Source organism: Alteromonas sp. S167, assembly GCF_036864375.1.
Taxonomy (GTDB): Bacteria; Pseudomonadota; Gammaproteobacteria; order Enterobacterales; family Alteromonadaceae; genus Alteromonas.
Map to the genome: position 1 here is coordinate 1 of NZ_JAZETR010000003.1, position 26,271 is coordinate 26,271.

Here is a 26,271-nt window from a genome sequence, read left to right on the forward strand (position 1 = left end):
ATCGTATTCTACGTGTGAAGTAGAGATGGTGATACCACGTGCTTTTTCTTCAGGCGCGTTATCGATTTGATCGAAAGCCTGTGCGTTACCACCGTAAGTCTTAGAAAGAACTGTAGTGATTGCTGCAGTTAGGGTAGTTTTACCGTGGTCAACGTGGCCGATTGTACCCACGTTTACGTGGGGTTTCGTACGTTCAAACTTTTCTTTTGCCATTTTTCTCGTTTCCTAAGTTAAAAGTCCGACCCACAAATAGACCGGACCGAACCTTCATTTAGATTAAATTCTAGATTCAATAATAGCCTGCGCCACATTGTTAGGCGCCTCAGAATAATTGAAGAACTCCATAGAGTATGAAGCACGACCTTGTGTTTGTGAACGCAAATCAGTTGCGTACCCAAACATTTCTGAAAGCGGCACTTTTGCACGTATTATTTTAACACCTGCTACGCCATCTTCCATACCTTCGATCATGCCGCGACGTCGATTAAGATCACCTACAACGTCACCCATCCAATCTTCTGGAGTAGTCACTTCAACTTTCATTGTGGGTTCAAGTAACACCGGATTTGCTTCTGCGGCGCCTTTTTTGAAACCCATAGAGCCGGCGATCTTAAACGCCATTTCAGAAGAGTCAACATCGTGGTATGAACCGTCGAACAACGTAACCTTTACATCAAGTACCGGATACCCTGCAAGAACACCACTTCGCATCTGCTCCTGAATTCCTTTATCGACCGCTGGAATGAACTCTTTTGGAACCACACCACCGACGATTTCGTTCATAAACTCGTAGCCAGCCCCTTCTTCTTGAGGCTCAATGCGTAACCATACATGACCAAACTGGCCGCGGCCGCCTGACTGACGAACGAACTTCCCTTCAACTTCAACAGATTTACGAAGGGTTTCGCGATAAGCAACCTGAGGGTTACCTACGTTACATTCAACTTTGAACTCACGCTTCATGCGGTCGACAATGATATCTAGGTGAAGTTCACCCATACCAGAGATGATTGTTTGGCCAGTTTCATCGTCAGTTTTCACTTTAAACGACGGATCTTCTGCCGCAAGCTTACCTAGGGCAATACCCATTTTCTCTTGGTCAGCTTGTGACTTAGGCTCAACCGCAATTGAAATTACCGGCTCTGGGAATTCCATACGTTCAAGTGTGATTACATTATTAGGGTCACACAACGTATCACCGGTGGTAACATCTTTTAAGCCGATAGCGGCAGCAATGTCACCTGCGCGTACTTCTTTAATTTCTTCGCGGTCTTTAGCGTGCATCTGCACGATACGACCGAAACGTTCACGTTTACCTTTTACGGGGTTGTATACCGTATCACCCGTATTTACTACACCAGAGTAGCAGCGGAAGAATGTAAGCGTGCCCACAAATGGGTCGGTCGCAATTTTAAATGCTAGAGCTGCAAATGGCTCGTCGTCGCTTGAATGACGCTCAGCTTCGGTCTCGTCTTTATCGTCAAGCACACCGGTAATGGCCTTAACTTCAGTAGGAGATGGAAGGTATTGAATAACAGCGTCTAGTACAGCCTGAACACCTTTGTTTTTGAAGGCACTGCCACAAGTGGCAAGAACAATTTCGTTGTTCAGTGTACGCTGACGAAGGCCTGAACGGATTTCTTCCTCGGTTAGCTCTTCGCCTTCCAAGTACTTGTCCATTAGCTCGTCTGATGCTTCAGCAGCCGCTTCGATCATCTCGGTGCGGAACTGCTCAGCAGTATCTAAATATTCAGCCGGAATGTCTTCATAGGTAAATGTCATACCCATGTCGTCTTCATTCCAGTTGATGGCTTTCATCTTCACAAGGTCGATTACGCCGTGGAAATTCTCTTCAGCGCCCATGTTGATTTGAATCGGAACACAGTTTGCGCCCAAACGCTTGCGAATTTGACCCACAACACGTTCAAAATCAGCGCCAGCCCGGTCCATTTTATTAACGAACACAAGGCGTGGCACTTCATATTTGTCAGCCTGTCGCCAGACTGTCTCTGATTGAGGTTCTACCCCAGAAGACCCACAGAAAACAACCACTGCACCGTCTAGTACACGTAATGAACGCTCTACTTCAATAGTAAAGTCAACGTGCCCAGGGGTGTCGATGATGTTGATTCTGTGTTGATCGAACTGTTGCTCCATACCAGACCAGAAACACGTAGTCGCAGCAGACGTGATAGTAATACCACGCTCCTGCTCTTGTTCCATCCAGTCCATGGTAGCAGCACCATCGTGCACTTCACCGATTTTGTGAGACAGTCCTGTATAAAACAGAACACGCTCTGTGGTCGTGGTTTTACCCGCGTCCACGTGAGCCACAATACCAATATTGCGATAACGCTCAATCGAGGTCTTACGAGGCATAAATCTCTCTCAGTTAAATAACGTTGATTACCAACGGTAGTGAGCAAACGCTTTGTTTGCTTCGGCCATACGGTGAACGTCTTCACGTTTCTTAACCGCTGAACCTTTGTTATCTGCTGCGTCTAGCATTTCAGCCGCTAGGCGTTGTGCCATAGACTTTTCGCCACGTTTACGTGCAGCTTCAACCATCCAACGCATACCTAGCGCGTTACGACGAACTGGACGTACTTCAACTGGAACCTGATAAGTTGAACCACCAACACGACGAGACTTAACCTCTACTGTTGGGCGGATGTTATCAAGCGCTTCCTCGAAGATATCTAGGTGTGCTTTGCCGGTTTTTTCAGCAACAATATCAAGCGCACCGTAAACGATTTTTTCAGCGACTGACTTTTTGCCGTCGAGCATTACGACATTCATGAATTTCGCAAGCAGTTGTGAACCAAATTTTGGCTCTGGTAGGATTTTACGTTGACCTACGACTCTTCTTCTTGGCATTTTCTATTCTCCGTATGAATTCAGGGAAAACCCAAAACTCTAAAACTTCAGTTTGGCCTTACTAACGGAGAACCGTTAAGACTTAGGCTTCTTCGCGCCGTACTTAGAACGGGCTTGTTTACGATCGTTTACACCTGCGCAGTCAAGAGTACCGCGAACTGTGTGATAACGAACACCTGGTAGGTCTTTAACACGACCACCACGGATAAGAACTACACTGTGCTCTTGTAGGTTGTGACCTTCACCGCCGATGTATGAAGAAACTTCAAAACCGTTAGTTAGACGTACACGACATACTTTACGTAGTGCAGAGTTTGGTTTCTTAGGCGTAGTAGTATATACACGAGTACATACACCACGTCTTTGTGGACAAGCTTGTAGAGCAGCTACGTTGCTTTTTTCAACGGGCTTTCTACGCGGCTTGCGCACTAACTGGTTAACTGTTGCCATTAACTAGCTCCTGATTAAAAACTACGAAAACCCAATCACTATGATTGGGTCCTATACTTGCGACTTTTTAACATTGTCGCCCTGTTGTTGTGAACATTGTGCTCGTCAACATTCACTAGGCGCTAATACAAAAAACCGCGACCGTTTTTAGTGCCAAATTTAGGCTATCAAAAATCGGGTCGCGGAATATTAATGATCATCGCCCTGACTGTCAAGGTGTACAAAGGTTAAGCAGAAAGTTTTCATGCTTTTTGTACGCCTGACATGCCAATTTGTTAGGAGCACGTTAACGCACTCCCATGATCATGCCTTATTCGGCAGTATCTTCGTCTGCACCTGCATTAAGCGCTTCGGTTAGTGCCTGTTCTGCTTCAGCAGCAGATACTGACATCTCTTCGATTTGCTCTTTGCGTTTTTGTGCACGGCGCTCGTGGTAAGCGAAACCTGTACCCGCTGGAATTAGACGACCAACGATTACGTTTTCTTTCAGACCGCGTAGGTCATCTTCTTTACCTTGAACCGCAGCTTCAGTTAGAACACGTGTTGTTTCTTGGAACGATGCCGCTGAGATAAATGACTCAGTAGACAGTGACGCTTTAGTGATACCAAGCAGCTGTGTTTCATACTGCGCAGGGATCTTGCCGTGTTTTTCAATTTCACGGTTAGCCACTTTCACGTTCGATACTTCAACCTGTTCGCCTTCAAGGAACTGCGTATCGCCTGGGTTAGTGATAATACACTTACGTAGCATCTGACGGATAACTACTTCGATGTGCTTATCGTTAATCTTAACACCCTGTAGACGGTATACTTCCTGAACTTCGTTCACGATGTAGTTCGCTACTGCTGAGATACCACGTAGACGTAGGATATCGTGCGGAGACTCTGGACCATCAGCGATAACTTCGCCTTTTTCCACTTTCTCACCTTCGAACACGTTAAGCTGACGCCACTTAGGAATCATCTCTTCGTATGCATCACCCTCAGCAGGTGTAATTACAAGACGCTTCTTACCTTTGGTCTCTTTACCGAAGCCGATAGTACCTGAAATTTCAGCAAGGATTGCAGGCTCTTTAGGCTTACGTGCTTCAAATAGGTCCGCAACGCGCGGTAGACCACCCGTGATATCACGAGTCTTCGAGCTTTCCTGAGGAATACGTGCTAGCACGTCACCTTCGTTAGCCACTTTACCTTCTTTCGCTTCGATGGTTGTGAAGCTTGGAAGACGAATTTCTTGAAGACCGAACTCGTCGCTTTCAAGAATTAGCTTAGGCTCTTTAGAGTTTACTTTCGCAAGGTCTTTAACAACGATACGCGTTAGACCAGTAAGCTCGTCTTGTTGCATTTCGGTATTAGAGTCATCAATGTCTGCGAAGCTGATCTTAGCTGCACGTTCAGTGATGATTGGGTGACTATGCGGATCCCAGTTAGCAACAACATCGCCAGCTGCAATAGTCGCACCGTCATCCACGCTAAGTACAGCACCGTAAGGTACTTTATAGCGCTCTTTCTCACGGCCTTGCTCGTCGATAACAGTAAGTTCTGTTGAACGAGAAACGATAACCACTTTGCCGTCAGAATTACGTACGAATTTAGCATTGTGTAGCTTAAGGCTACCCGCTGTCTTAACTTGTACGCTGTTCTCAGCAGATGCTCTTGATGCCGCACCACCGATGTGGAACGTACGCATGGTAAGCTGTGTACCTGGCTCACCGATTGACTGTGCTGCAATAACACCAACCGATTCACCGCTACCCACCATGTGACCACGTGCAAGGTCACGACCGTAACACTTAGCACAAACACCGAAGTCGTTGTCACAAGTGATTACCGAGCGAACCATGATTTGGTCAACTGAGTTAGCTTCAAGCATGTCTACTAACGCTTCGTCTAGAAGAACATTACGCTCTACTAGTACTTCGTTAGTACCTGGCTTAAGTACATCTTCTGCTACTACACGACCTAGTACACGCTCGCGTAGTGGCTCAACAACGTCACCACCTTCGATTAGTGGTGTCATTTGAACACCTTCGAATGTGCCACAGTCGTCGTTAGTGATTACCAAGTCTTGTGCAACGTCTACTAGACGACGCGTTAGGTAACCCGAGTTAGCTGTCTTAAGTGCGGTATCCGCTAGACCTTTACGAGCACCGTGAGTTGAGATGAAGTACTGTAGTACGTTCAGACCTTCACGGAAGTTCGCCGTAATTGGGGTTTCGATGATTGAGCCATCTGGCTTAGCCATCAGACCACGCATACCAGCTAGCTGACGAATCTGAGCGGCACTACCACGAGCACCCGAGTCGGCCATCATGTAAACAGAGTTAAATGATGATTGCTCTTCTTCTTCGCCATCGCGGTTAATTACGATGTCAGTCTTAAGGTTATCCATCATGGCCTTTGCAACTTTTTCGTTGGCATTTGACCAGATATCGATAACTTTGTTGTAACGCTCACCCGCGGTAACAAGACCGTTTTGGAACTGTTCCTGAATTTCGATAACTTCTGCTTCCGCTGCATCGATGATGTCTTTCTTAGCAGCAGGGATAACCATATCGTCGATACCAACAGACGCACCCGCGATCATCGCGTAGTGGAAACCGGTATACATGATTTGGTCAGCAGCAATTACTGTATCTTTCAGACCTAGCGTACGGTAACAAGCATTCAATAGTTTTGAAATTTGCTTCTTGCCCATCGCTTGGTTGATGATTTCAAATGGCAGACCCTTTGGAAGAATCAATGAGAAAATCGCACGACCAACAGTAGTGTCTGTCAGTGTTACTTTCTCAGTTTTGTTGCCATCTTCATCGATGTCATATTCAGTAATACGTACTTTAACGCGTGAGTGAAGCTCAGCATTACCTGTACGGTACGCTTTTTCTGCTTCATTCGGGCTGGTGAATACCATGCCTTCGCCTAAGCCGTTTACTTTGTCTCGTGTTAGGTAGTAAAGACCCAATACAACGTCCTGTGAAGGTACGATAATTGGCTCACCGTTCGCAGGTGACAGAATGTTGTTCGTCGACATCATAAGTGCACGAGCTTCTAGCTGTGCTTCGATTGTCAACGGAACGTGTACCGCCATTTGGTCACCATCGAAGTCGGCGTTGTACGCCGCACACACTAGCGGGTGAAGCTGAATCGCTTTACCTTCGATTAGTGTTGGTTCGAATGCTTGGATACCCAAACGGTGAAGTGTAGGTGCACGGTTAAGCAGTACCGGGTGTTCGCGGATAACGTCATCTAGTACGTCCCAAACCTCTGGTGCTTCGCGCTCTACAAGCTTCTTAGCAGCTTTGATTGTTGTCGCAAGACCACGACCTTCAAGCTTACCGTAGATAAACGGCTTAAATAGCTCAAGTGCCATCTTCTTAGGAAGACCACACTGATGAAGACGTAGTGTAGGACCAACGGTAATTACAGAACGGCCTGAGTAGTCAACACGCTTACCAAGAAGGTTTTGACGGAAACGACCTTGCTTACCTTTAATCATGTCTGCAAGCGACTTAAGTGGACGCTTGTTAGAACCGGTAATCGCACGACCACGACGTCCGTTATCTAGAAGCGCATCTACAGACTCTTGAAGCATACGCTTTTCGTTGCGTACGATAATGTCTGGAGCAGCTAGGTCTAGAAGACGCTTAAGACGGTTATTACGGTTAATTACACGACGGTATAGGTCGTTAAGATCAGACGTTGCAAAACGGCCGCCGTCTAGTGGTACTAGAGGACGTAGGTCTGGCGGTAGTACCGGAAGTACCGTCATGATCATCCACTCTGGCTTGTTACCAGACTGTTGGAATGACTCAAGCAACTTAAGACGCTTAGTAATTTTCTTACGCTTAGTTTCAGAGTTGATTGAAGGCAGCTCTTCACGCATAGCCGCAACGTCTGCGTCTACGTCTAGTGCTGTAAGAAGATCGAATACTGCTTCAGCACCCATCTTCGCTTCAAACTCATCACCGTGCTCTTCTAGTGCATCCAGGTACTCTTCTTCGTTAAGAAGCTGGCTGCGCTCAAGCGTAGTCATACCTGGCTCTGTTACCACGTATGATTCAAAGTAAAGTACACGTTCAATATCACGAAGTGTCATATCAAGCATTAGGCCGATACGAGACGGAAGTGATTTAAGGAACCAAATGTGTGCAACCGGGCTAGCTAGCTCGATGTGACCCATACGCTCACGACGTACTTTAGTCAGTGTAACTTCAACGCCACACTTCTCACAGATAACACCACGGTGCTTAAGGCGCTTGTACTTACCGCAAAGACACTCATAGTCTTTAACCGGACCAAAAATACGCGCACAGAACAGACCGTCACGTTCAGGCTTGAACGTACGGTAGTTGATTGTTTCAGGCTTTTTAACTTCACCAAATGACCATGAACGGATCATGTCAGGTGAAGACAGACCGATTCGAATATTATCGAATTCTTCAGTCTTGTTTTGTTGCTTTAGAAACTTTAATAAGTCTTTCACATTACTCTCCCAGCGGAGTCAGTCTCTAGAGCCCGGCGCAAGCACCGGGCCATCTCATAACATTACGCGGCAATTGCCGTATTACTTTTCTTCAAGCTCGATGTTGATACCCAACGAGCGAATTTCTTTAAGTAGTACGTTGAATGACTCTGGCATGCCAGGCTCCATTCTGTGGTCGCCATCGACGATGTTCTTGTACATCTTGGTACGGCCGTTAACGTCATCTGACTTAACAGTAAGCATTTCCTGAAGGGTATATGCTGCACCGTATGCTTCAAGTGCCCACACTTCCATCTCACCGAAGCGCTGACCACCGAACTGTGCTTTACCACCAAGAGGCTGCTGTGTAACAAGGCTGTATGAACCAGTAGAACGCGCGTGCATTTTGTCGTCTACTAAGTGGTTCAGTTTCAGCATGTACATGTAACCAACCGTAACTGGACGCTCAAACTCGCGACCGGTACGACCGTCGAACAATGAAATCTGACCGCTTTCTGGAATATCAGCAAGCTTCAGCATTTCTTTGATTTCAGATTCACGTGCACCGTCGAATACAGGCGTTGCTACTGGAACACCCTTACGAAGGTTTTCAGCTAGACGACGTACTTCGTGGTCTGTGAAACTGTCGATGTCAACTTCTTGGTGATTCTCACCAAGCTCGTACACCTTCTTCAAGAACTCACGTAGTTCAGCCAGCTCACGCTGCTCTTTAATCATGCGATCAATCTTCACACCAAGACCGTGTGCAGCCATACCCAAGTGAGTTTCTAGGATCTGACCGATGTTCATACGAGACGGTACACCTAGTGGGTTAAGAACGATATCTACCGGCGTACCGTTAGCATCGTATGGCATGTCTTCTACAGGCTGGATAGTCGAGATAACACCTTTGTTACCGTGACGACCGGCCATCTTGTCACCCGGTTGGATGTGACGTTTAACCGCAAGGTAAACCTTAACGATCTTAAGTACGCCAGGTGCTAGGTCATCGCCTTGAGTGATCTTACGACGCTTAGTTTCAAACTTCTTATCGAAGTCTAATTTGATTTCAGCGTGTTGATCAGCAATTTGGTCTAGCTCTAGCTGTGCATCTTCGCTGTTAAGTGCGATTTCAAACCACTTTTCACGCGGAAGGCTGTCAAGCTTAGCTTGGTCAACACCAGCACGTAGAAGTGCAGTTTGCGCACGGGCAAAGATACCGTCTGCAAGAATTTCAAACTCGTCAGTAAGGTCTTTCTTAACCTGACGTAGCTGCATGTCTTCAATTTCTAGCGCACGCTTATCTTTCTCTACACCATCACGGGTAAATACTTGAACGTCAATTACCGTACCGTGAACAGAGTTAGGTACACGTAGAGACGTGTCTTTAACGTCAGACGCTTTTTCACCGAAGATTGCACGTAGTAGTTTTTCTTCTGGCGTAAGCTGAGTTTCACCCTTAGGCGTTACTTTACCTACAAGGATGTCACCGCCTTTCACTTCCGCGCCGATGTAAACAACACCTGATTCATCAAGCTTGCTTAGTGCAGATTCACCCACGTTCGGGATATCAGAAGAAATTTCTTCTGGCCCAAGCTTAGTATCACGAGCGATACAGCTAAGCTCTTGAATGTGAATAGTAGTGAAACGGTCTTCTTGCGCTACACGCTCAGAGATAAGGATTGAATCCTCGAAGTTATAACCATTCCACGGCATGAACGCGATACGCATGTTCTGACCAAGTGCAAGGTCACCTAGGTCTGTTGAAGGACCGTCAGCTAGCACGTCACCAGTAACAATCGGGTCGCCAACACTACAGGTAGGCTTCTGATTGATACACGTGTTTTGGTTTGAACGCGTGTATTTAGTCAGGTTGTAGATATCAATACCTGCTTCACCTGGAAGCATTTCATCTTCGTCTACTTTAATAACGATACGGCTGGCATCAACGTAGTCAACCACACCACCGCGCTTAGCAACTACAGTAACACCTGAGTCAACCGCGATAGTTCTTTCCATACCGGTACCAACTAGCGGCTTATCAGCGCGTAGAGTAGGTACTGCCTGACGTTGCATGTTCGCACCCATTAGTGCACGGTTTGCATCATCGTGCTCTAGGAATGGGATAATGCTTGCAGCAATTGAAACGATTTGCTGTGGCGAAACGTCCATGTACTTGATGTCTTCTTTAGGCATCAAGGTAGTTTCACCGCGGTGACGACATGGAATAAGGTCGTCTACCAACTCGCCCGCTTCAGACAATGCAATGTTTGCCTGTGCGATTGCGAATTGACCTTCTTCAATTGCAGATAAGTAATCGATTTCGTCTGTTACCACACCGTCTACAATGCGACGGAACGGCGTTTCTAGGAAACCAAAGTCATTGGTACGCGCGAAGCTTGCCAATGAGTTAATTAGACCGATGTTCGGGCCTTCCGGCGTTTCGATTGGACATAGACGACCGTAGTGAGTCGGGTGTACGTCTCGAACTTCGAAGCCAGCACGTTCACGTGTAAGACCACCCGGGCCTAATGCAGAAATACGACGCTTATGCGTTACTTCTGATAGCGGGTTGTTTTGGTCCATGAACTGAGAAAGCTGTGATGAACCGAAGAACTCTTTAACTGCTGCCGAGATAGGCTTAGCGTTAATTAGATCTTGTGGCATAACGTTGTCCAGGTCGCCTAAGCTTAGACGCTCTTTAACTGCACGCTCTACACGTACAAGACCAACGCGGAACTGGTTCTCTGCCATTTCACCAACAGAACGGATACGACGGTTACCTAGGTGATCGATGTCATCTACTTCATCTTTACCGTCACGAATCATTATTAGCTGCTTCATTACAGAAATAATGTCGTCTTTGTCTAGTGTACCTGAACCGATTAGCTCTTCACGGCCTAGACGGCGGTTGAACTTCATACGACCAACTGAAGATAGGTCGTAGCGCTCATCAGAGAAGAACAAGTTATCGAATAAGGTTTCGGCTGCGTCTTTTGTTGGTGGCTCACCAGGACGCATCATACGATAGATTTCAACTAGCGCTTCTAGGCGGTTAGTTGAAGAGTCGATACGTAGTGTATCTGAGATGTATGAACCGTGATCTAGCTCGTTAATGTAAAGCGTTTCGAAGTCTTTGATACCCGCTTGGCTTAGTGCCGCTAGGTTTTCAAGCGTTAGTTCTTCGTTCGCACTTACAATTACTTCGCCAGTGTCTTCGTTTACGTAAGTTGCTGCATAAACACGGCCAATTAGGTAATCGGCTGGCACTTCAAGCTCAGTAAGACCGGCTTTTTCAAGTGCACGTGTATGACGCGCAGAAATACGACGACCAGTTTCAACAACAACGTTGCCTTCACCGTCGATGATATCAAAAGCAGCCGTTTCACCACGTAGGCGATCTGGAACAACTTCCATCATCAGTTTGTCTTTATTGATACGAATCGCTACTTTGTCGAAGAAAGTATCTAGGATTTCTTCAGACGTCATTTCAAGCGCGCGTAAGATAATAGTTGCAGGCAACTTACGACGACGGTCGATACGTACAAATAGGTTATCTTTCGGGTCAAACTCGAAGTCTAACCACGAACCACGGTACGGGATTACACGTGCGTTATAAAGCACTTTACCTGACGAGTGGGTTTTACCTTTGTCGTGATCAAAGAATACACCAGGTGAACGGTGTAGCTGTGACACGATAACACGCTCAGTACCATTGATAACGAACGTACCGTTCTCAGTCATCAATGGGATCTCGCCCATGTACACTTCTTGTTCTTTAATATCTTTTACTGTACCTGGCGCAGCGTCTTTATCGAACAACACTAACCGTAGTTTTACTCTTAACGGAGCAGAGAATGTGACGCCACGAATTTGACATTCTTTAACGTCGAATACCGGCTCTCCCAGGCGATAGCTTACATACTGAAGCTCTGAGCTACCTGAGTAGCTTTTAATTGGAAAAACGGAACGAAATGCTGCTTCCAAACCGTATTGAGCATCTGCGTCGATCTCAATAAACTTTTTGAAAGAATCAAGCTGAATTGAAAGAAGGTATGGAATTTCCAATACCTGTGGGCGTTTGCCAAAATCCTTACGGATACGTTTCTTTTCGCTATAAGAGTAAACCATGGGTTCCTCAGCCTGCTGATTTTTGACCCAACCTGCTGCTAAATGCTTTAAAACGCGTGCTATGGGCTAAAAGCTACGTTCTAAATGGCGCAATAAGCAACAAACTTCCACAACCCTTTTTCGGGCAGATACACCAGCATACAACAAAATTTAACCAATTATTAGTTAACTTGTTGGATTTTTATGCTTTTTATGGGTATGTCCGAATGGCGCTTTTATGTAGTGTAGACAAGGGTTAAATTCTACACACTATACAGCGCAAAAAGGCTGGTGGTTTAAAAAACCACCAGCCTTGCCGTCTCAGGCAATAATTTGACTATGTCAAATTACTTGATTTCTACTTCTGCACCAGCTTCTTCAAGCTCTTTCTTAAGTGCTTCAGCTTCGTCTTTGCTTACGCCTTCTTTGATAGCTTTAGGAGCAGACTCAACTACTTCTTTAGCTTCTTTAAGACCTAGGCCAGTCGCGCCGCGAACTGCTTTGATAACTGCAACTTTGTTGCCACCGAATGAAGTCATTACAACGTCGAATTCAGTCTTCTCTTCAGCTGCACCAGCGTCGCCGCCAGCAGCTGGACCAGCAACAGCAACAGCAGCTGCAGCAGATACGTTGAATTTCTCTTCAGCCGCTTCAATTAGTTCTACCAGTTCCATTACCGGCATTTCAGCGATTGCGTTTAAGATATCTTCTTTAGTTAGAGCCATGTTCTCTAAACTCCTGGGTATAAAATGTTAAAAAAATCAATATGCCAAAAACGCCAATTACTTGGTGTCTTTGACCGCCGCCAATACGCGCACAAACTTGCCAGGAACTTCGTTGATTGTTTGAACGAATTTCCCAACTGGTGCTTTGAAGGTTGCAAGTAGTTTCGCAAGCGCTTCGTCGCGGGTAGGTAGTGCTGCAACTGCGTCCAATTTCTCTGGACCAAGAAGACCGCTACCAATTGAAAGTGCAGTAACTTTTAGCTTATCGTTAGTCTTACCGAAGTCTTTGAAAAGACGTGCCGCACCGCCTGGTGCGTCGATAGAGAAACCATAGATAAGCGGGCCAGTTAAGGCGCTGTCTAAGTCTGCAAATTGACTGTCTGCTAGAGCACGTTTTGCAAGAGTATTACGTACAACCTTTAGGTATACGCCTTGCTCACGAGCTTTAACACGTAGTTCAGTCAGTTCACCAACTTCCATCCCACGGTATTCAGCAACGGCTACGGATAGAGCGCGAGACGCAACTTCAGAAACTTCTGCTACGATCTCTTTCTTTGCTGCTAAACCTAGTGCCACTGAGTTCACCTCTTTGTATCTGACTTTGTTTGTAGTTACCTACATACGTCATCAGGGTTCACAGATTGATACCAATCCTCATGATTGATACCGCTCTACGGTGTTTGTTACCCCAGAGAGTCTGAGTCAAACCACCGTCTGCGCAGGTTGTTGTATTAAGCAGCGTGTTGACTGTGAAAGTTCTCTTACCTCTTTCACCACACCGCACCTGCGGTCTTGGACGGGAGCTGCTTATTAGCACTGCTAATTGTCACAGCTCCAACCCATAACCTTTAAGAGATTTCGATGAGCGTTAGCTCAGCGAAATTAAAGACCTACAGAAGCCTTATCAAGAGCAACACCAGCACCCATTGTAGTGCTTAGGCTGATCTTCTTGATGTATGTACCTTTAGCAGAAGAAGGCTTAGCTTTCTTCAGTGCTTCAAGTAGCGCTTCAAGGTTTTCTTGAATCTGGTTCGCTTCGAACGCAATCTTACCGATGCTAGCGTGGATGATACCGTTCTTATCGTTACGGTAACGTACCTGACCAGCTTTCGCGTTCTTAACTGCTGTTGCAACGTCAGGCGTTACAGTACCAGTTTTAGGGTTAGGCATTAGGCCACGTGGACCTAAGATTTGACCTAGTTGACCAACAACACGCATCGCGTCTGGGCTAGCAACTACTACGTCAAAGTTCATTTCGCCTTTCTTAACTTGCTCAGCTAAGTCGTCCATACCAACGATGTCTGCACCAGCTTCTTTAGCTGCGTCAGCGTTTGCACCTTGAGTGAAAACTGCTACGCGAACGTCTTTACCAGTACCGTTAGGTAGTACAGTTGCACCACGAACGTTTTGGTCAGATTTCTTCGCATCGATACCAAGGTTAACAGCTACGTCAACGCTTTCTGCGAACTTAGCAGTCGCTAGTTCTTTAAGAAGCGCAACTGCTTCGTTGATTTCGTACTCTTTAGCAGAGTCAACTTTGTCGCGGATTAGGCGAGCGCGTTTAGTTAATTTAGCCATTCGATTAGTCCTCTACGTTCAAGCCCATTGAGCGAGCAGAACCCGCGATAGTGCGTACCGCTGCATCTAGGTCAGCTGCAGTAAGATCTGGCTCTTTAGTTTTAGCGATCTCTTCCAGCTGAGCGCGAGTAACTTTACCCACTTTTTCAGTGTTAGGACGGCCAGAACCACTCTTGATGCCCGCTGCTTTCTTAAGCAGGTAAGACGCAGGAGGAGTCTTAGTTTCGAATGTGAAAGAACGGTCTTCGTATACAGTAATTTCTACTGGTACCGGAGCACCTTTCTCAAGGCTGTCAGTTTTCGCATTGAAAGCCTTACAGAATTCCATGATGTTTACACCGTGCTGACCTAGTGCAGGACCAACCGGTGGACTTGGGTTAGCAGCGCCAGCTGCAACCTGAAGCTTGATAATACCGCTTACTTTTTTAGCCATTTTACATGCTCTCTTGTTTGGGTCTAACGCCTCGCAAATACAGAGTTTATTTGCTCAATCGGCTTCCCGTTTCCATTTAAAAGGGCGCGCATTATATAAGGTGACCAATTACTATGCAAGAGCTAATTAGCGTAAAAAACCACCTAAGGGTCAGTATTTTTCAATGTGAAAGTAATTCAAAGTTTGGATAGCTTCACACAGGTCGTGCGGAGTCGGCTATATTTATTTAAATAAGGATTAATTAACAATGGAAAAATTAACTGAGTTAAACAAAGATGAGATCTCGCAAGTTTCTGGTGCTCTTTGGGCCAATGCTTTAGGCGCGCTTGCTGGCGGAATAGGTGGATTCTACGGGGCAATTATAGGCGGTGGACGGAGCGCGACGTTTAGTAGTATCGCTACAGGAACACTTGCCGGAATGGGTGCTGGCGCTTTGAGTCCTGTTAAAGGTTTTAGCACTCTCGCAACATCTGTAGGCGGCGGTTTGATTTCGGGGACGATAACAAGTGTAGCATCGGAAGTTGAGGATTTATTGACAACAGATGAATGAAGGTTAAGTTTATAATGGTAGATATCCAAGCTGTTTTAATTTGGACCCTATTAGTGTGTGGGACGAACCTAATATTAAAACGTGCGCTAGGTGTTGGGTTTTGGGACTCTTTTACTGAGAGCGATAAGATTTCTGAGAAGATTGCTACAGTGCTACATTTTCTGTTCATATTTCTTTCGCTCATCAGTTGTTACTTCTGGCTTATTTAGTTCAAAAAAGACCCTTTGGGGCTTTTTCACAATTCTTGTTCCGGTCTAGGTGCTCTAACACTTATTACTAAATAATAGGTGAAACAAAATTGGGGAATAATTGGGTTTATCACCGTTATCAAGGCTTAACATAGCTTGCGCTATGTTGAGCCTGTTTTCCTTTAGCGCGTTTATTGCAAATAATAGCCTTTTACTTTCAATCAATTATTCAGGGGTTGCAGCGATACTTTGGATCCGGCTATTTAGTTCGAGAGCTCATATAAATCAGTTAGAGCGCTTTAAATTTGCGCGTATAATTGTCACAAATTTCTTATTCGTAACCGCTTAAACTATTGGTTTAGTAGTTAATGAAGATTATAAATGGTGGGTAGTACTGACTGCTTTCATCTTATCTTTCGTAAGTTATAGCTGCCCTATCTATCTGAAAAAGCTCAATTAAAAATTTAACAGATGTTAGCGAAATTTCGTTCTTAGAAGAAAAGGGTTAACACGGATTATTGCGGCTCAGGTATATATTTTTCCCTTGATTTGAGCAATAGCATTGGTCGCTTTAAACTTTGTTTTGAAAGGCTGGGAAAATGTTGGTTTTTAGGACTCCTATCACGATAGCACAGTATGTCCTAAATGGGTTTGCCATAACTTATACGTCCTACCTATTTCTTTTGCTTTGCTAGCAATATGTTGAACAAGAAACCCATTATACTAGTTCGATAGATAAAAAAGCTCCTATTTAGTAGGAGCCTTTTGAAAACTCTTAGGCAGAAAAGCTTAGCCTTTCTCTACCTGACCAAACTCTAGGTCTACTGGTGTAGAGCGACCGAAGATAAGTACCGACACTTTTACGCGGCTCTTCTCGTAGTCTACTTCTTCTACTACACCGTTGAAGTCTGCAAATGGACCGTCTGTAACGCGAACCACTTCACCTGGTTCAAACAATGTTTTCGGTCTTGGCTTATCAACGTTCTCTTCAAGACGATTTAGAATAGCGTCAGCTTCTTTCTGTGAAATAGGCATTGGACGGTCAGAGGTACCACCAATAAAGCCAAGTACACGTGGTACGCTTTTCACTAGGTGCCAAGACTCTTCAGTCATTGCCATTTCAACTAAAACGTAACCTGGGTAGAATTTACGCTCAGACTTACGCTTCTGACCAGCACGCATTTCAACTACTTCTTCAGTAGGTACTAAAACCTGACCAAATGAGTCTTCCATGTTGTGCATTTTGATATATTCAAGCAGGGTCTTCTTAACGCGAGACTCATATTGTGAATAGGCTTGAACCACGTACCATCTTTTCTTTACTGCTTCTTCTTCAGACATACGCTTATGCTCCTATTCCAGTAATAAAGCCAACTACACGAACGATGATGCCGTCTAGTCCCCATAAAATCAGTGCCATAACCAACGTCGCTGCAAGTACGATAAGCGTAGTTTGGTTTGCTTCTTGGCGAGTCGGCCACACTACCTTACGAACTTCAGTGCGAGACTCTTTAGCAAAGCTTAAAAACGTGCTTCCCTTAAGTGTAGAAGCAGCAATAAAGCCTGCAACAGCAACTACTACAACAGCAGCGATAGCACGGTAAAGTACCGAGATCTCACCGTAAACTGTATTTGCGGTTACTAAACCGGCAAGTAGTGCAAATACCACTACCCACTTAAACATGTCCAATGAGTTGGACTGATTTTCCGTCTTTTCGCTCATGTTACGATCCTAGCACTACAGCGTCGTTGTCTTGCGCACCTAAAACGGGCGCAACTAATAAATTTGTTCATAAGTAAATTTGGCAGGGGTGGAGGGACTCGAACCCCCAACCATCGGTTTTGGAGACCGCTGTTCTACCAATTCGAACTACACCCCTGTGGTGTCTAAGTGACAAAATTTACTTACACTACCCTTGTGAATTGTGCGTCTTTTCGAAGGAAAGTGCGGTATCGCAAGGGAGGGACGCGTATTATACTTAACCACTTTCAAGATACAAGCGGTTTATCTCTTCACCTATCAAGTAATCACGTAGGTTTAAAATGGATATAATGCGCCCCGTCTACTTATTCAATACCTAAAAAGCCACCCGTTTGATGCGCCCATAGTTTGGCGTATATGCCATTGTGCGCAATAAGCTCTGCATGGGTGCCCTGCTCTACTATTTTCCCTTTGTCTAAAACAAGCAACCTGTCCATTTGCGCTATGGTTGAAAGACGATGAGCAATAGCCATTACTGTTTTACCTTCCATAACCTTATCTAAACAGGCTTGAATGGCTGCTTCTACTTCTGAATCAAGGGCTGAAGTAGCTTCATCTAACACCAACACTGGCGCATCTTTTAATAGCACGCGCGCTATGGCAATACGCTGACGCTGACCGCCAGAAAGCTTCACGCCTCGTTCACCAACATGTGCATCATAGCCAGTGCGGCCATGACTATCGGTAAGGGTAAGTATAAAGTCATGTGCCTCAGCCTGCTTAGCGGCGCGGATCATATCGTCTTCAGTGGCATCGGTACGACCATATAAAATGTTGTCTCTTACCGAACGGTGCATCAGTGAAGTGTCTTGCGTCACCATGCTTATTTTTGCACGTAACGTCTCTTGACCAACGTCGGTAATGTTTTGACCATCAATAACAATTTTACCGCTTTGTGTGTCGTAAAAACGCATAAGTAAATTCACAAGTGTAGATTTACCCGCACCTGAGCGACCCACTAATCCCACTTTTTCACCCGGCTTTATAGCCAAATCGAGCTTTTTGAAAACATCGATAGGTTTATCATCAGCGCCAGAGTAAGAAAAATCGACTTTCTCAAAGCTAATACCGCCGCCACTTACCTCAAGCGCATTAGCTTTAGGTTTATCTTTAACACTGATTGGCTGCGCTAATGTATTCATACCATCTTGCACCGTACCCAAGTTCTCGAACAAACCAGAAACTTCCCACATTACCCAATGCGACATGCCGTTTAAACGCAAACATAAGCTTATAGCAATAGCGATATCACCAGGGCTTGCGATGCTTTCCATCCACAAGTACACAGATAGTGCGCCCACGGCAAAAATCAAAATGGCATTGGCCATTTCTACACAGAATTCTAAAACAGTTACCAAGCGCATTTGTGGGTAAACCGTTTTTAGGAACCCGTCCATACTCTCTTTGGCATAATCAGCTTCGCGCCTACTGTGCGAGAAAAGCTTCACCGTGGTTATATTTGTATAACTGTCTACGATGCGGCCAGTCATGAGTGATCGGGCGTCAGCCTGACGTTGAGACACATCTTTAAGCTTGGGAACTAATACACGCAAAATGCCGATATAAACAAAGAACCATACAATTAATGGCATGGCCAATCGCCAGTCTGTACTAAAAATAAGCACAACCATGGAGATAAAATACACACTGATGTAGACCAACAAGTCGAGTACTTTTGTAACTGTTTCACGGACAGATAACGCGGTTTGCATAACTTTAGTAGCAACGCGCCCAGCAAATTCATCGTGGAAAAAAGTGAGGCTTTGTCCAAGCAAGTAACGATGAGCCTGCCAGCGAATTCGCATGGGGTAATTGCCCATTAACGACTGACGCGAAAACAGCGAACGAAGCAGAATAAATAGGGGTATGAACACCAAAACGGTGAGCCCCATGCCTATAAGCGTGAACTTTTGATCGGCTAGGAAAGTCTCGCGGTTCTGCTGTGAGAACCAATCGACAAGTTGTCCAAGAAAACCAAACAGGGCTACTTCCAACATAGCAACGATAGCACTTAACACGGATACCGTTAAAATAACGCCCCACATGCCTTGGGTGTAGTATTTACAAAACGCAATTATACCCGTAGGTGGCTGAGTAGGTGGTGCATCGGGAAAGGGCTGAGTAAGCCTTTCAAAAAATGAAAACATGTAGAACTCGTCTGTTATTTGGTGGCAAACGCGTAAGTGCGTTTCGTATATCAGAATCAGTACGTAATTCTACACGATATGTTCATTGAATGTGATGACGCCAACTTACAATCTACGAATTACTACTCAGGGATATTTATTTTTATAAACAAAGCGCAATGATAAACACGCTAAGGTTTCATATATTTGCGATTAACCTGCTTTAGCAAACGCAGAGTTTTGTCCATACTTTGCGCGCACAAAAATTAAAACTAAAAAAACAAGTGACATCATTTTTCATGGACACCACGCTTTTTCCGCCAACGCGTTGGCAAAACAAAATTCGCTCAACCGCTTTATGTGTTGCTTTTTGCGCCCTGCTTGTATCAACGCAAGTTAGTGGGGCCTTAGACGTTCAACTTCAATCTTCGCAACAAGCGTCGCAGCAATCCTCTCAGCTATCTTCTCAACAGAGCTCCTCGGCACCTCCAACAGTAGTGACCGAACGCCTTGATGATGACAAGGACAACGGCAGCGAACGTACCGACAGTCTAGTAGTGCCTTTTCTGGCACAAAAAATAGAACTGGATGGCATTATCGATGAAGATGCGTGGAATGACGCGGCGAAGATACCGTTAAATTACGTAACACGCCCCTTTGAAAATACAACGCCGCCAGTTCAAACCACTGCGCGCATTTTTGAAAACGGCGAAAACATTTATATTGCGTTTACGGCTCAGGATAACGATGCCTCTCAAATACGCGCATTGTTTAGAGACAGAGACAGCGTGTGGGACAACGACCTTGTGGGCGTAAAAATAGACACATTTGGCGACAGTCGATTGTCGTATCAATTCTTTGTTAACCCACACGGCATTCAGTCTGACGCTATTGAAAATCAAATGACCCGCAGTGAAAGCGATAGCTGGAATGCCATTTGGGATGCCGAAACACAGCTTACCGACGAAGGCTATACGGTAGAGATTGCTCTCCCCTTTCGCATAATGAATTTTATCAACAGCGATGGCCCAAAGCAGTGGCGCGTTGAATTCGTGCGTTTTTATCCACGCGATAATAATTTGCGTATCTCTAATAGACCAGTAGACCGCAACAATTCTTGCAACCTATGTCAGATGGGCAAAATGGAAGGCTTTGCCTCTGCCAAGCAAGGCAAGAATTTGTCTATTACGCCCTATGCTGTGGCAGGTTATGCTCGAAATCGTGCAGCAAGCACGGCTACCTCGAACGACTGGCAATATCAGAACAATCAGGAAGTGGGTGTAGACATTAACTGGGGTATTTCATCAGATATGCTGCTTCAGGCAACGGTTAACCCTGACTTTTCTCAAGTAGAAGCCGACGCAGGACAGCTAGGCATTAACAACCCTTTCGCACTCTTTTTCCCTGAGCAACGCCCTTTCTTTTTAGAGAACGCAGACTTCTTTAGCACGCAATACGATTTGGTTTACACACGAAACATTGGAGCACCCGATTTAGGTACTAAATTAACGGGCCGAGTAAATGATCACACCTTTGGTATTTTGGCCGCAAATGATGAAAGTACTACGTTTCTAGTACCAGGGAACTTAGGTTCAAGCGTGGCAAGACTCGATCAAGAAAGCACTAACATTGCGGCACGCTATCGCTACGACATATCTGACGATTTATCGATTGGCGCCATTATTACAGGTCGTCATGCCGACGATTACCACAATATAGTGACTGGCCTTGATACGCGATATCAAATTACACCTAGCGACACGCTTCGCATGCAGGTACTTCGTTCAGATACGCAATATCCAAATCAGTTGTTTCAGGATTTTTGCCGCAACGACTGCAGTGAAGACACCGACAAAAGTGAAATTACACTGCGTGCCCTGCATGACGACAATTTTGCAGGCAGCACATACAAAATTGACTACCGCCACGAAGAACGCGAGTGGTACATGTATGCCAACAGAACAAGCACACAAGCCGATTTTCGTGCTGATTTAGGTTTTGAAAGCACAGTAGATAGACACAAAAGCGTGTTAGGCGGCGGTTTAGTGTGGTGGAAAGATAACGCGTGGTGGAACCGCTTTGAGTTTGGCGGCGACTGGGACATTACGCATAACGATAACGGCGAGTTAATAGAGCGTGAAGTACAGGCTCAAGTAGAGCTAAATGCTGCTTATCAGAGTTATTTTAACTTCCAGTGGGTTAAACGAGACACTGTAGGATTAAGACAAAATGGCGCAAGCTTAGTCATAGACGGTAACACCACACGCTTTACCGAAGAGCAGTTTTCGTTTTATTTCGAAGCGCAGCCTAACCGCACAATTTATTTCGAAAACTTCGCACGAATTGGCGACCGCATTGATTTGCGTAACAACCGTTTGGGAGATCAAATTCTACTTGAGCCATCTATCACGTTGAATTTGGGTGACCATTTAGAAGCCTCTGTCTCGCATGAATACAATAGAATAGATGTAAATAACGACATGCTGTTTACCGCTAACTTGACCGATTTGCGGTTGAGCTACCAATTTAGTGCCAAACAGTTTGTTCGTTTGGCACTTGTGTACGCCGACGTTAAACGCAATACCGATAACTATTTAGTGCAGGTAGATGCTCGTGACCGAAGCCTAGGCACACAACTTATTTACTCATACATGATAAACCCGTTGTCACGCCTTTTTATTGGCTACGGTGACTCTGCCTTTGCTGATGATGAGAACCCAGGCTTAATGCGCACCGAACAAGCGGTATTTATGAAATTTAGCTACGCGTGGCTGTATTAGCACACGCGTAAACTCGCCCTAAGCCAGCTAGCTATCGTCAAACCCTAGTGAAGCAAGCGTAGATTCTACTTTTTCTGAGTGCTGCGCTTGCCACTGCGAGAGTGACATAGCTTCGTCTTTGTCAGCGCGCGCTTTCGCAATTTCGAACGCAGATACCACTTGGGCTTGTGGAATAACGGCAATACCCTCCTCATCTGCAACAATGATATCTCCAGCGTTTACCGTTACGCCGCCACACTGAATAGGCTGATTGAGCGGCGAGACACATTTTTTAGCGCCGGGCTTTGGTACTACGCCACGGGCAAACACAGGAAACTTGTTTTCACGCGTTTCGGCCAAGTCGCGAATAACACCGTCAATAACAAACCCTTTAATGCCTCTTGATTGCGCAATGGCACACACGTTTCCACCAGCGACTGCAAATTTATCATCAGCTTGCACCACAATAATATCTCCGGGGCTTGCTCGATAAATGGCAGCATGCAGCATTAGATGGTCGCCTGGCTCGCACTTTACAGTAAAAGCAGGACCTGAAATACGAGGCATACCTTGCCATAGCGGTTTGATAACGTAGTCCATAAACTGCTCTCGTGGCAAGGCATCAGCATATTCGCAGGGCGAAATGGTATCAAACGGAAGCTTCTGCTCAGACATAAGGTTTTCCTTGTATTCATGCATGCTTAAATAAGGTTAAAACCACTATAGCGAATTACGCATTACAAGTTGTTACAAGCTGTGTATTTTCACCATAAACACTTTTTCTATTACCCCTTACATGCTACAAATTAAGCCAGCCAAATGCCGTAAGTAGGCAAGTATTATAGATGTGCAGCAGCAACGATATGCCGCAATAATGTGTAGCAGCTTTATGAACAATAAAGAACACACTGGCTTACTAGGCTCGAGCAACAAAACAATAAGTCAGAGAATGGGTAATACGCCTATTAATTCTAGACAGATAAGATTTAAAAAAGGAACCTCACACCATGTTACGAAGCGTTTTAAGCTTAAGCGTGGCACTCGCATTGACCGCGTGTAGCCCCCAATCCACCACCCCAGAGCAGCAAACTGAAACGGCTAAAGAAACAGTTCAGCAGCAAACTTTGTCTTCGGGAATCATGAAAGAAAACATGGACTTGTCTGTCGACCCAGGTGATGACTTTTTCCGTTACGTAAATGGAAAGTGGTTTGATAATTTCGAAATTCCGGCTGATAAGTCGAGCTATGGCTCGTTTGTTATTCTTCGCGATGAAGCACAAGACCACGTGATGGATATCATTAAGTCTTCAGCAGAAGGCGATTTCAAAGCGGGCAGTGACGAGCAGAAAGTAGGCGATTTTTATCGTGCTTACATGGACATGGAAAACCGTAATGCGCTTGGCACAACACCGCTTAAGCCAGAACTTGCAAAAATTGAAGCCATAGAAGACTACACCGACCTTGCCGAATACTTTGCTTATGCCGCGCGCTATGGTTACGGCACGCCATTTAGCCTTACACAATACCCAGACTTAAAGTCACCAAAAGAGTATTTGATGTACACATGGCAATCAGGGTTAGGTCTTCCTGAACGTGAGTACTATTTCAAAGATGACGAAGCTTCTCAAACAATACGCGATGCATACGTAAAACACATTCAAACCATGTTTGAGATTGCTGGTTTTGATGCACCAGAAGCCAGCGCAAAAATGCTTTTCGATTTAGAAACACAAATTGCTCAGCTTCATATGAAAAAAGAGCAAGCACGTAATTTTGCCGCTAACTATAACAAGTTAACCATCGACGAGCTTAAAGCGCTTATGCCGAATTTCGCGTGGGATGCCTATTTAGCACAAGCGGAAGTAGCGGATATTCCTGCGTTAGGTATTTTGCAAAAAGACTACATGCAGAACATAGACGGTTTAATTCAAGAAACCGCATTGGAAGACTGGAAAACCTTCCTTAAATGGGGTCTGTTAAATGCTTCGGCAACACGCCTTAATGCCGAGTTGGATGAAGCAAACTTTAACTTCTACAGTAAGGTACTTCGCGGCGTTGAAGAGCAGCAGCCACAGTGGCGTAGAGCAGTAAACTTGTCGAATGCTCACGTGGGCGAGCTTATTGGTAAGGTTTACGTTAAACAGCATTTCCCACCTGAAGCGAAAGAGCGCATGATGGAAATGGTGAATAACCTGCTTCTTGCTTACAAAGAAAGTATTGAAAATCTTGATTGGATGACAGACGAAACACGTGCACAAGCACTTGATAAGCTGTCTAAGTTCACCGTAAAAATTGGCTACCCAGACGAGTGGAAAGACTACACTGCACTTACAGTAAATGCGTCTGATTTATTCGGAAACCTCAAGCGTTCAAGCGATGTCAATTACGAAGAAATGCTTAAAAAGCAAGGTGGCCCGGTATGGACACACGAATGGGGGATGACACCACAAACAGTGAACGCCTATTACAACCCACCGCTCAACGAGATTGTATTCCCAGCTGCTATTTTACAGCCGCCATTTTTCGACATGAATGCTGAAGATGCAGTTAACTACGGTGGCATAGGCGCGGTGATTGGTCACGAAATTGGTCATGGTTTCGATGACTCAGGCTCTACGTTTGACGGTGATGGCGTACTGCGCAACTGGTGGACAGATGCCGATCGCGGCGAGTTCGAGGCGCGCACTGCTAACCTTATTCAGCAGTACAACGAATTTGAGGTACTGCCTGACCTTTACGTAAATGGCGAATATACCTTGGGTGAAAACATTGGTGACTTAGGTGGCATCAGTATTGCGCTTAAAGCATATCATTTGTCGTTAGAGGGTGAAGAAGCTCCAGTGCTTGACGGCTTCACCGGCGACCAGCGTGTATTCATTGGTTACGGTCAAGTATGGGCAAGCAAGTATCGTGAAGAAGCGTTACGTAGCCAAGTGCAGACTGATACACACTCACCAACTAAGTTCCGTACAAATGGTGCAGTACGTAACGTACCAGAGTTTTACGAAGCGTTTAACGTAACTGAAGAAGATGCACTATATCTTGCACCTGAAGAGCGTGTGAAAATTTGGTAACACTACCAACGTGAAATAGTGTGCGCTTACAAACATAAGCGCATAAAATTAGCCCCTCGTCTGCGGTTCAGATGTGGGGCTTTTTATTAAAAGGCACATAATGAAAAAAAGATTAGCCGCGGTATATGCAGTACTGTCTAGTATTTACTTAGCCTCTTTGCTTTTTAGCCCCTATGCTTATCAATTCGTTCTCAAAGCACTTCCCGTAGCATTACTTAGTTTAGCAGTTGTAAAAAGCACAGCGGGTATGGCGCGTGTGGTGTTAGCTTTTGCATTAATTTTTAGCTTGGCTGGAGATGTGGTGTTAGCGCTTCCTATTGAGCACAGCTTTCTAGCTGGTTTAGCATGCTTTTTCTTGGCACATGTCACCTACGTTTTGTCATTTTATTGCCTTACAAGACGAGCAGAACATTTACAGCACACAAACGCATTTTCACTATTAGCTAAAGGGCTCATTAGCCTGTGTGTGTTGATATTTGCACTCCTTATAGCGATGCATATTCTTCCTGAAGCTAATACCCTTTTCGTTCCGGTACTTGCTTACGTCAGTGTTATTTTAACCATGGGTTTAAGTGCAATATGGCTTGGTAATACGCGCTTAATTGTTGGTGGAGCGCTACTATTTATTATCTCAGATGCGGTACTAGCGCAGTCTGTATTTCGTACGCCTTTACCATTCTCGCCGTTTTTAGTCATGCTCACTTATTACGCTGCACAGTACTGTCTTGCTGTTGGCTTAATAGTGGCGTTTAACCCTAACAGCGGAAAACTAAAGGCCTAGCTTTTGTAATACCTGTACCGCAAGGTCAACCTTATCAGCAGGCACGAATATATGATCATGGTAAAAAGCAGCTACAACGTTCGCACTTATACCTGCGTCACCCAGCGCGCGAGACATAGCTGCGGTCATACCCACAGCATCTAAGCTAGAGTGTACTTCACAGGTTATACAGCGAAAGCGCCCTTCGAAAGGCAGCGCAGAGCGCTGCGCCTCTGTGGCAGATATAATAAGCGTAGTGCCTTCACTCTCTTGAAACACACCCTTGGCAACAGCGATAAGCTCGCTACTCACGTTGGCTTTAGGAAGCGTTGTAAAAACGTAATCTTCCGCACTGGCTACTGGTGTTAGGTTTTTTAGTAGCGCTTTTAAATCGGTTTCAGCGACCACGCTTTATGT

At 45.2% G+C, this 26,271-nt stretch carries 19 protein-coding genes and 1 tRNA gene; 4 read left to right on the forward strand and 16 right to left on the reverse strand.

Translation table 11 applies throughout. The annotated features are described in order from the left end of the window. The 10 genes from V7R35_RS05965 to rplK all read right to left on the reverse strand — a co-directional run. Positions 1 to 213: GTP-binding protein (locus tag V7R35_RS05965; RefSeq protein ID WP_334013817.1), on the reverse strand; the 213-nt coding region annotated here is incomplete at its 3' end. Between the two features lie 63 nt (positions 214 to 276). Next, the gene (gene fusA / locus V7R35_RS05970) at positions 277 to 2,379 is read right to left on the reverse strand and encodes an elongation factor G (protein ID WP_334013818.1); all 2,103 of its coding nucleotides are present in this window, start codon (positions 2,377 to 2,379) and stop codon (positions 277 to 279) included. Between the two features lie 27 nt (positions 2,380 to 2,406). Then, complete coding sequence (gene rpsG / locus V7R35_RS05975; RefSeq protein ID WP_014951036.1) at positions 2,407 to 2,877, reverse strand: 30S ribosomal protein S7; 471 nt, start codon at positions 2,875 to 2,877, stop codon at positions 2,407 to 2,409. A 75-nt stretch (positions 2,878 to 2,952) separates the two neighbouring features. Continuing rightward, positions 2,953 to 3,327 (reverse strand): 30S ribosomal protein S12, encoded by a 375-nt coding sequence (gene rpsL, locus V7R35_RS05980; RefSeq protein ID WP_014951037.1) that lies wholly within the window; start codon positions 3,325 to 3,327, stop codon positions 2,953 to 2,955. Between the two features lie 310 nt (positions 3,328 to 3,637). Then, complete coding sequence (rpoC, locus tag V7R35_RS05985; RefSeq protein ID WP_334013819.1) at positions 3,638 to 7,810, reverse strand: DNA-directed RNA polymerase subunit beta'; 4,173 nt, start codon at positions 7,808 to 7,810, stop codon at positions 3,638 to 3,640. 81 nt (positions 7,811 to 7,891) lie between these two features. Further along, complete coding sequence (gene rpoB, locus V7R35_RS05990; protein WP_334013820.1) at positions 7,892 to 11,920, reverse strand: DNA-directed RNA polymerase subunit beta; 4,029 nt, start codon at positions 11,918 to 11,920, stop codon at positions 7,892 to 7,894. Positions 11,921 to 12,246: 326 nt separating this feature from the next. Continuing rightward, a complete protein-coding gene (gene rplL / locus V7R35_RS05995; RefSeq protein ID WP_071816179.1) occupies positions 12,247 to 12,624 on the reverse strand; it encodes a 50S ribosomal protein L7/L12 in 378 nt (125 codons plus the stop codon). 57 nt (positions 12,625 to 12,681) lie between these two features. Beyond that, positions 12,682 to 13,200, reverse strand: a complete 519-nt coding sequence (gene rplJ, locus V7R35_RS06000; RefSeq protein ID WP_334013821.1) for a 50S ribosomal protein L10 — start codon at positions 13,198 to 13,200, stop codon at positions 12,682 to 12,684. Between the two features lie 306 nt (positions 13,201 to 13,506). Beyond that, the gene (rplA, locus tag V7R35_RS06005) at positions 13,507 to 14,202 is read right to left on the reverse strand and encodes a 50S ribosomal protein L1 (RefSeq protein ID WP_334013822.1); all 696 of its coding nucleotides are present in this window, start codon (positions 14,200 to 14,202) and stop codon (positions 13,507 to 13,509) included. A gap of 4 nt (positions 14,203 to 14,206) precedes the next feature. Beyond that, positions 14,207 to 14,635 carry a 50S ribosomal protein L11 gene (gene rplK, locus V7R35_RS06010; RefSeq protein WP_032097749.1) on the reverse strand — a complete coding sequence of 143 codons (429 nt, stop codon included), beginning with the start codon at positions 14,633 to 14,635 and terminating at the stop codon, positions 14,207 to 14,209. A gap of 247 nt (positions 14,636 to 14,882) precedes the next feature. Between rplK and V7R35_RS06015 the strand changes: the two genes are divergently transcribed. After that, positions 14,883 to 15,185: a hypothetical protein gene (locus V7R35_RS06015; RefSeq protein ID WP_334013823.1), complete on the forward strand. Its 303-nt coding sequence runs from the start codon at positions 14,883 to 14,885 to the stop codon at positions 15,183 to 15,185. 977 nt (positions 15,186 to 16,162) lie between these two features. On the opposite strand, the gene nusG is transcribed toward V7R35_RS06015, so the two are convergent. The 4 genes from nusG to V7R35_RS06035 form a co-directional block, all read right to left on the reverse strand. Further along, positions 16,163 to 16,714: a transcription termination/antitermination protein NusG gene (gene nusG / locus V7R35_RS06020; RefSeq protein WP_334013824.1), complete on the reverse strand. Its 552-nt coding sequence runs from the start codon at positions 16,712 to 16,714 to the stop codon at positions 16,163 to 16,165. 4 nt (positions 16,715 to 16,718) lie between these two features. Further along, the gene (gene secE, locus V7R35_RS06025) at positions 16,719 to 17,096 is read right to left on the reverse strand and encodes a preprotein translocase subunit SecE (RefSeq protein ID WP_334013825.1); all 378 of its coding nucleotides are present in this window, start codon (positions 17,094 to 17,096) and stop codon (positions 16,719 to 16,721) included. A gap of 80 nt (positions 17,097 to 17,176) precedes the next feature. Beyond that, positions 17,177 to 17,253, reverse strand: a tRNA-Trp gene (locus V7R35_RS06030). Positions 17,254 to 17,440: 187 nt separating this feature from the next. Then, positions 17,441 to 19,282 (reverse strand): ABC transporter ATP-binding protein, encoded by a 1,842-nt coding sequence (locus tag V7R35_RS06035; protein ID WP_334013826.1) that lies wholly within the window; start codon positions 19,280 to 19,282, stop codon positions 17,441 to 17,443. Positions 19,283 to 19,560: 278 nt separating this feature from the next. Here V7R35_RS06035 and V7R35_RS06040 point away from each other — a divergent pair, with 278 nt between their 5' ends. Then, complete coding sequence (locus tag V7R35_RS06040; protein ID WP_334013827.1) at positions 19,561 to 22,041, forward strand: carbohydrate binding family 9 domain-containing protein; 2,481 nt, start codon at positions 19,561 to 19,563, stop codon at positions 22,039 to 22,041. Positions 22,042 to 22,068: 27 nt separating this feature from the next. Here V7R35_RS06040 and V7R35_RS06045 read toward each other — a convergent pair whose 3' ends face one another. After that, a complete protein-coding gene (locus tag V7R35_RS06045; RefSeq protein ID WP_334013828.1) occupies positions 22,069 to 22,695 on the reverse strand; it encodes an RraA family protein in 627 nt (208 codons plus the stop codon). Positions 22,696 to 23,027: 332 nt separating this feature from the next. Between V7R35_RS06045 and V7R35_RS06050 the strand changes: the two genes are divergently transcribed. After that, positions 23,028 to 25,094: a M13 family metallopeptidase gene (locus tag V7R35_RS06050; RefSeq protein WP_334013829.1), complete on the forward strand. Its 2,067-nt coding sequence runs from the start codon at positions 23,028 to 23,030 to the stop codon at positions 25,092 to 25,094. Positions 25,095 to 25,194: 100 nt separating this feature from the next. Beyond that, on the forward strand, positions 25,195 to 25,875 hold the full coding sequence (locus tag V7R35_RS06055; protein WP_334013830.1) for a lysoplasmalogenase: 681 nt from the start codon (positions 25,195 to 25,197) through the stop codon (positions 25,873 to 25,875). On the opposite strand, the gene V7R35_RS06060 is transcribed toward V7R35_RS06055, so the two are convergent. Then, positions 25,864 to 26,262 (reverse strand): ACT domain-containing protein, encoded by a 399-nt coding sequence (locus V7R35_RS06060; protein ID WP_334013831.1) that lies wholly within the window; start codon positions 26,260 to 26,262, stop codon positions 25,864 to 25,866. The two genes, V7R35_RS06055 and V7R35_RS06060, sit on opposite strands and share 12 nt — an antisense overlap. Positions 26,263 to 26,271: the final 9 nt, after the last annotated feature.

What these genes read in the sequence shown, in the direction of transcription:
- fusA (WP_334013818.1), bottom strand. Translation starts at nt 2,379, where the DNA reads ATGCCTCGTAAGACCTCGATTGAGCGTTATCGCAATATTGGTATTGTG.
- rpsG (WP_014951036.1), bottom strand. Translation starts at nt 2,877, where the DNA reads ATGCCAAGAAGAAGAGTCGTAGGTCAACGTAAAATCCTACCAGAGCCA.
- rpsL (WP_014951037.1), bottom strand. Translation starts at nt 3,327, where the DNA reads ATGGCAACAGTTAACCAGTTAGTGCGCAAGCCGCGTAGAAAGCCCGTT.
- rpoB (WP_334013820.1), bottom strand. Translation starts at nt 11,920, where the DNA reads ATGGTTTACTCTTATAGCGAAAAGAAACGTATCCGTAAGGATTTTGGC.
- rplL (WP_071816179.1), bottom strand. Translation starts at nt 12,624, where the DNA reads ATGGCTCTAACTAAAGAAGATATCTTAAACGCAATCGCTGAAATGCCG.
- rplA (WP_334013822.1), bottom strand. Translation starts at nt 14,202, where the DNA reads ATGGCTAAATTAACTAAACGCGCTCGCCTAATCCGCGACAAAGTTGAC.
- rplK (WP_032097749.1), bottom strand. Translation starts at nt 14,635, where the DNA reads ATGGCTAAAAAAGTAAGCGGTATTATCAAGCTTCAGGTTGCAGCTGGC.
- V7R35_RS06015 (WP_334013823.1), top strand. Translation starts at nt 14,883, where the DNA reads ATGGAAAAATTAACTGAGTTAAACAAAGATGAGATCTCGCAAGTTTCT.
- nusG (WP_334013824.1), bottom strand. Translation starts at nt 16,714, where the DNA reads ATGTCTGAAGAAGAAGCAGTAAAGAAAAGATGGTACGTGGTTCAAGCC.
- secE (WP_334013825.1), bottom strand. Translation starts at nt 17,096, where the DNA reads ATGAGCGAAAAGACGGAAAATCAGTCCAACTCATTGGACATGTTTAAG.
- V7R35_RS06035 (WP_334013826.1), bottom strand. Translation starts at nt 19,282, where the DNA reads ATGTTTTCATTTTTTGAAAGGCTTACTCAGCCCTTTCCCGATGCACCA.
- V7R35_RS06040 (WP_334013827.1), top strand. Translation starts at nt 19,561, where the DNA reads ATGGACACCACGCTTTTTCCGCCAACGCGTTGGCAAAACAAAATTCGC.
- V7R35_RS06045 (WP_334013828.1), bottom strand. Translation starts at nt 22,695, where the DNA reads ATGTCTGAGCAGAAGCTTCCGTTTGATACCATTTCGCCCTGCGAATAT.
- V7R35_RS06050 (WP_334013829.1), top strand. Translation starts at nt 23,028, where the DNA reads ATGTTACGAAGCGTTTTAAGCTTAAGCGTGGCACTCGCATTGACCGCG.
- V7R35_RS06055 (WP_334013830.1), top strand. Translation starts at nt 25,195, where the DNA reads ATGAAAAAAAGATTAGCCGCGGTATATGCAGTACTGTCTAGTATTTAC.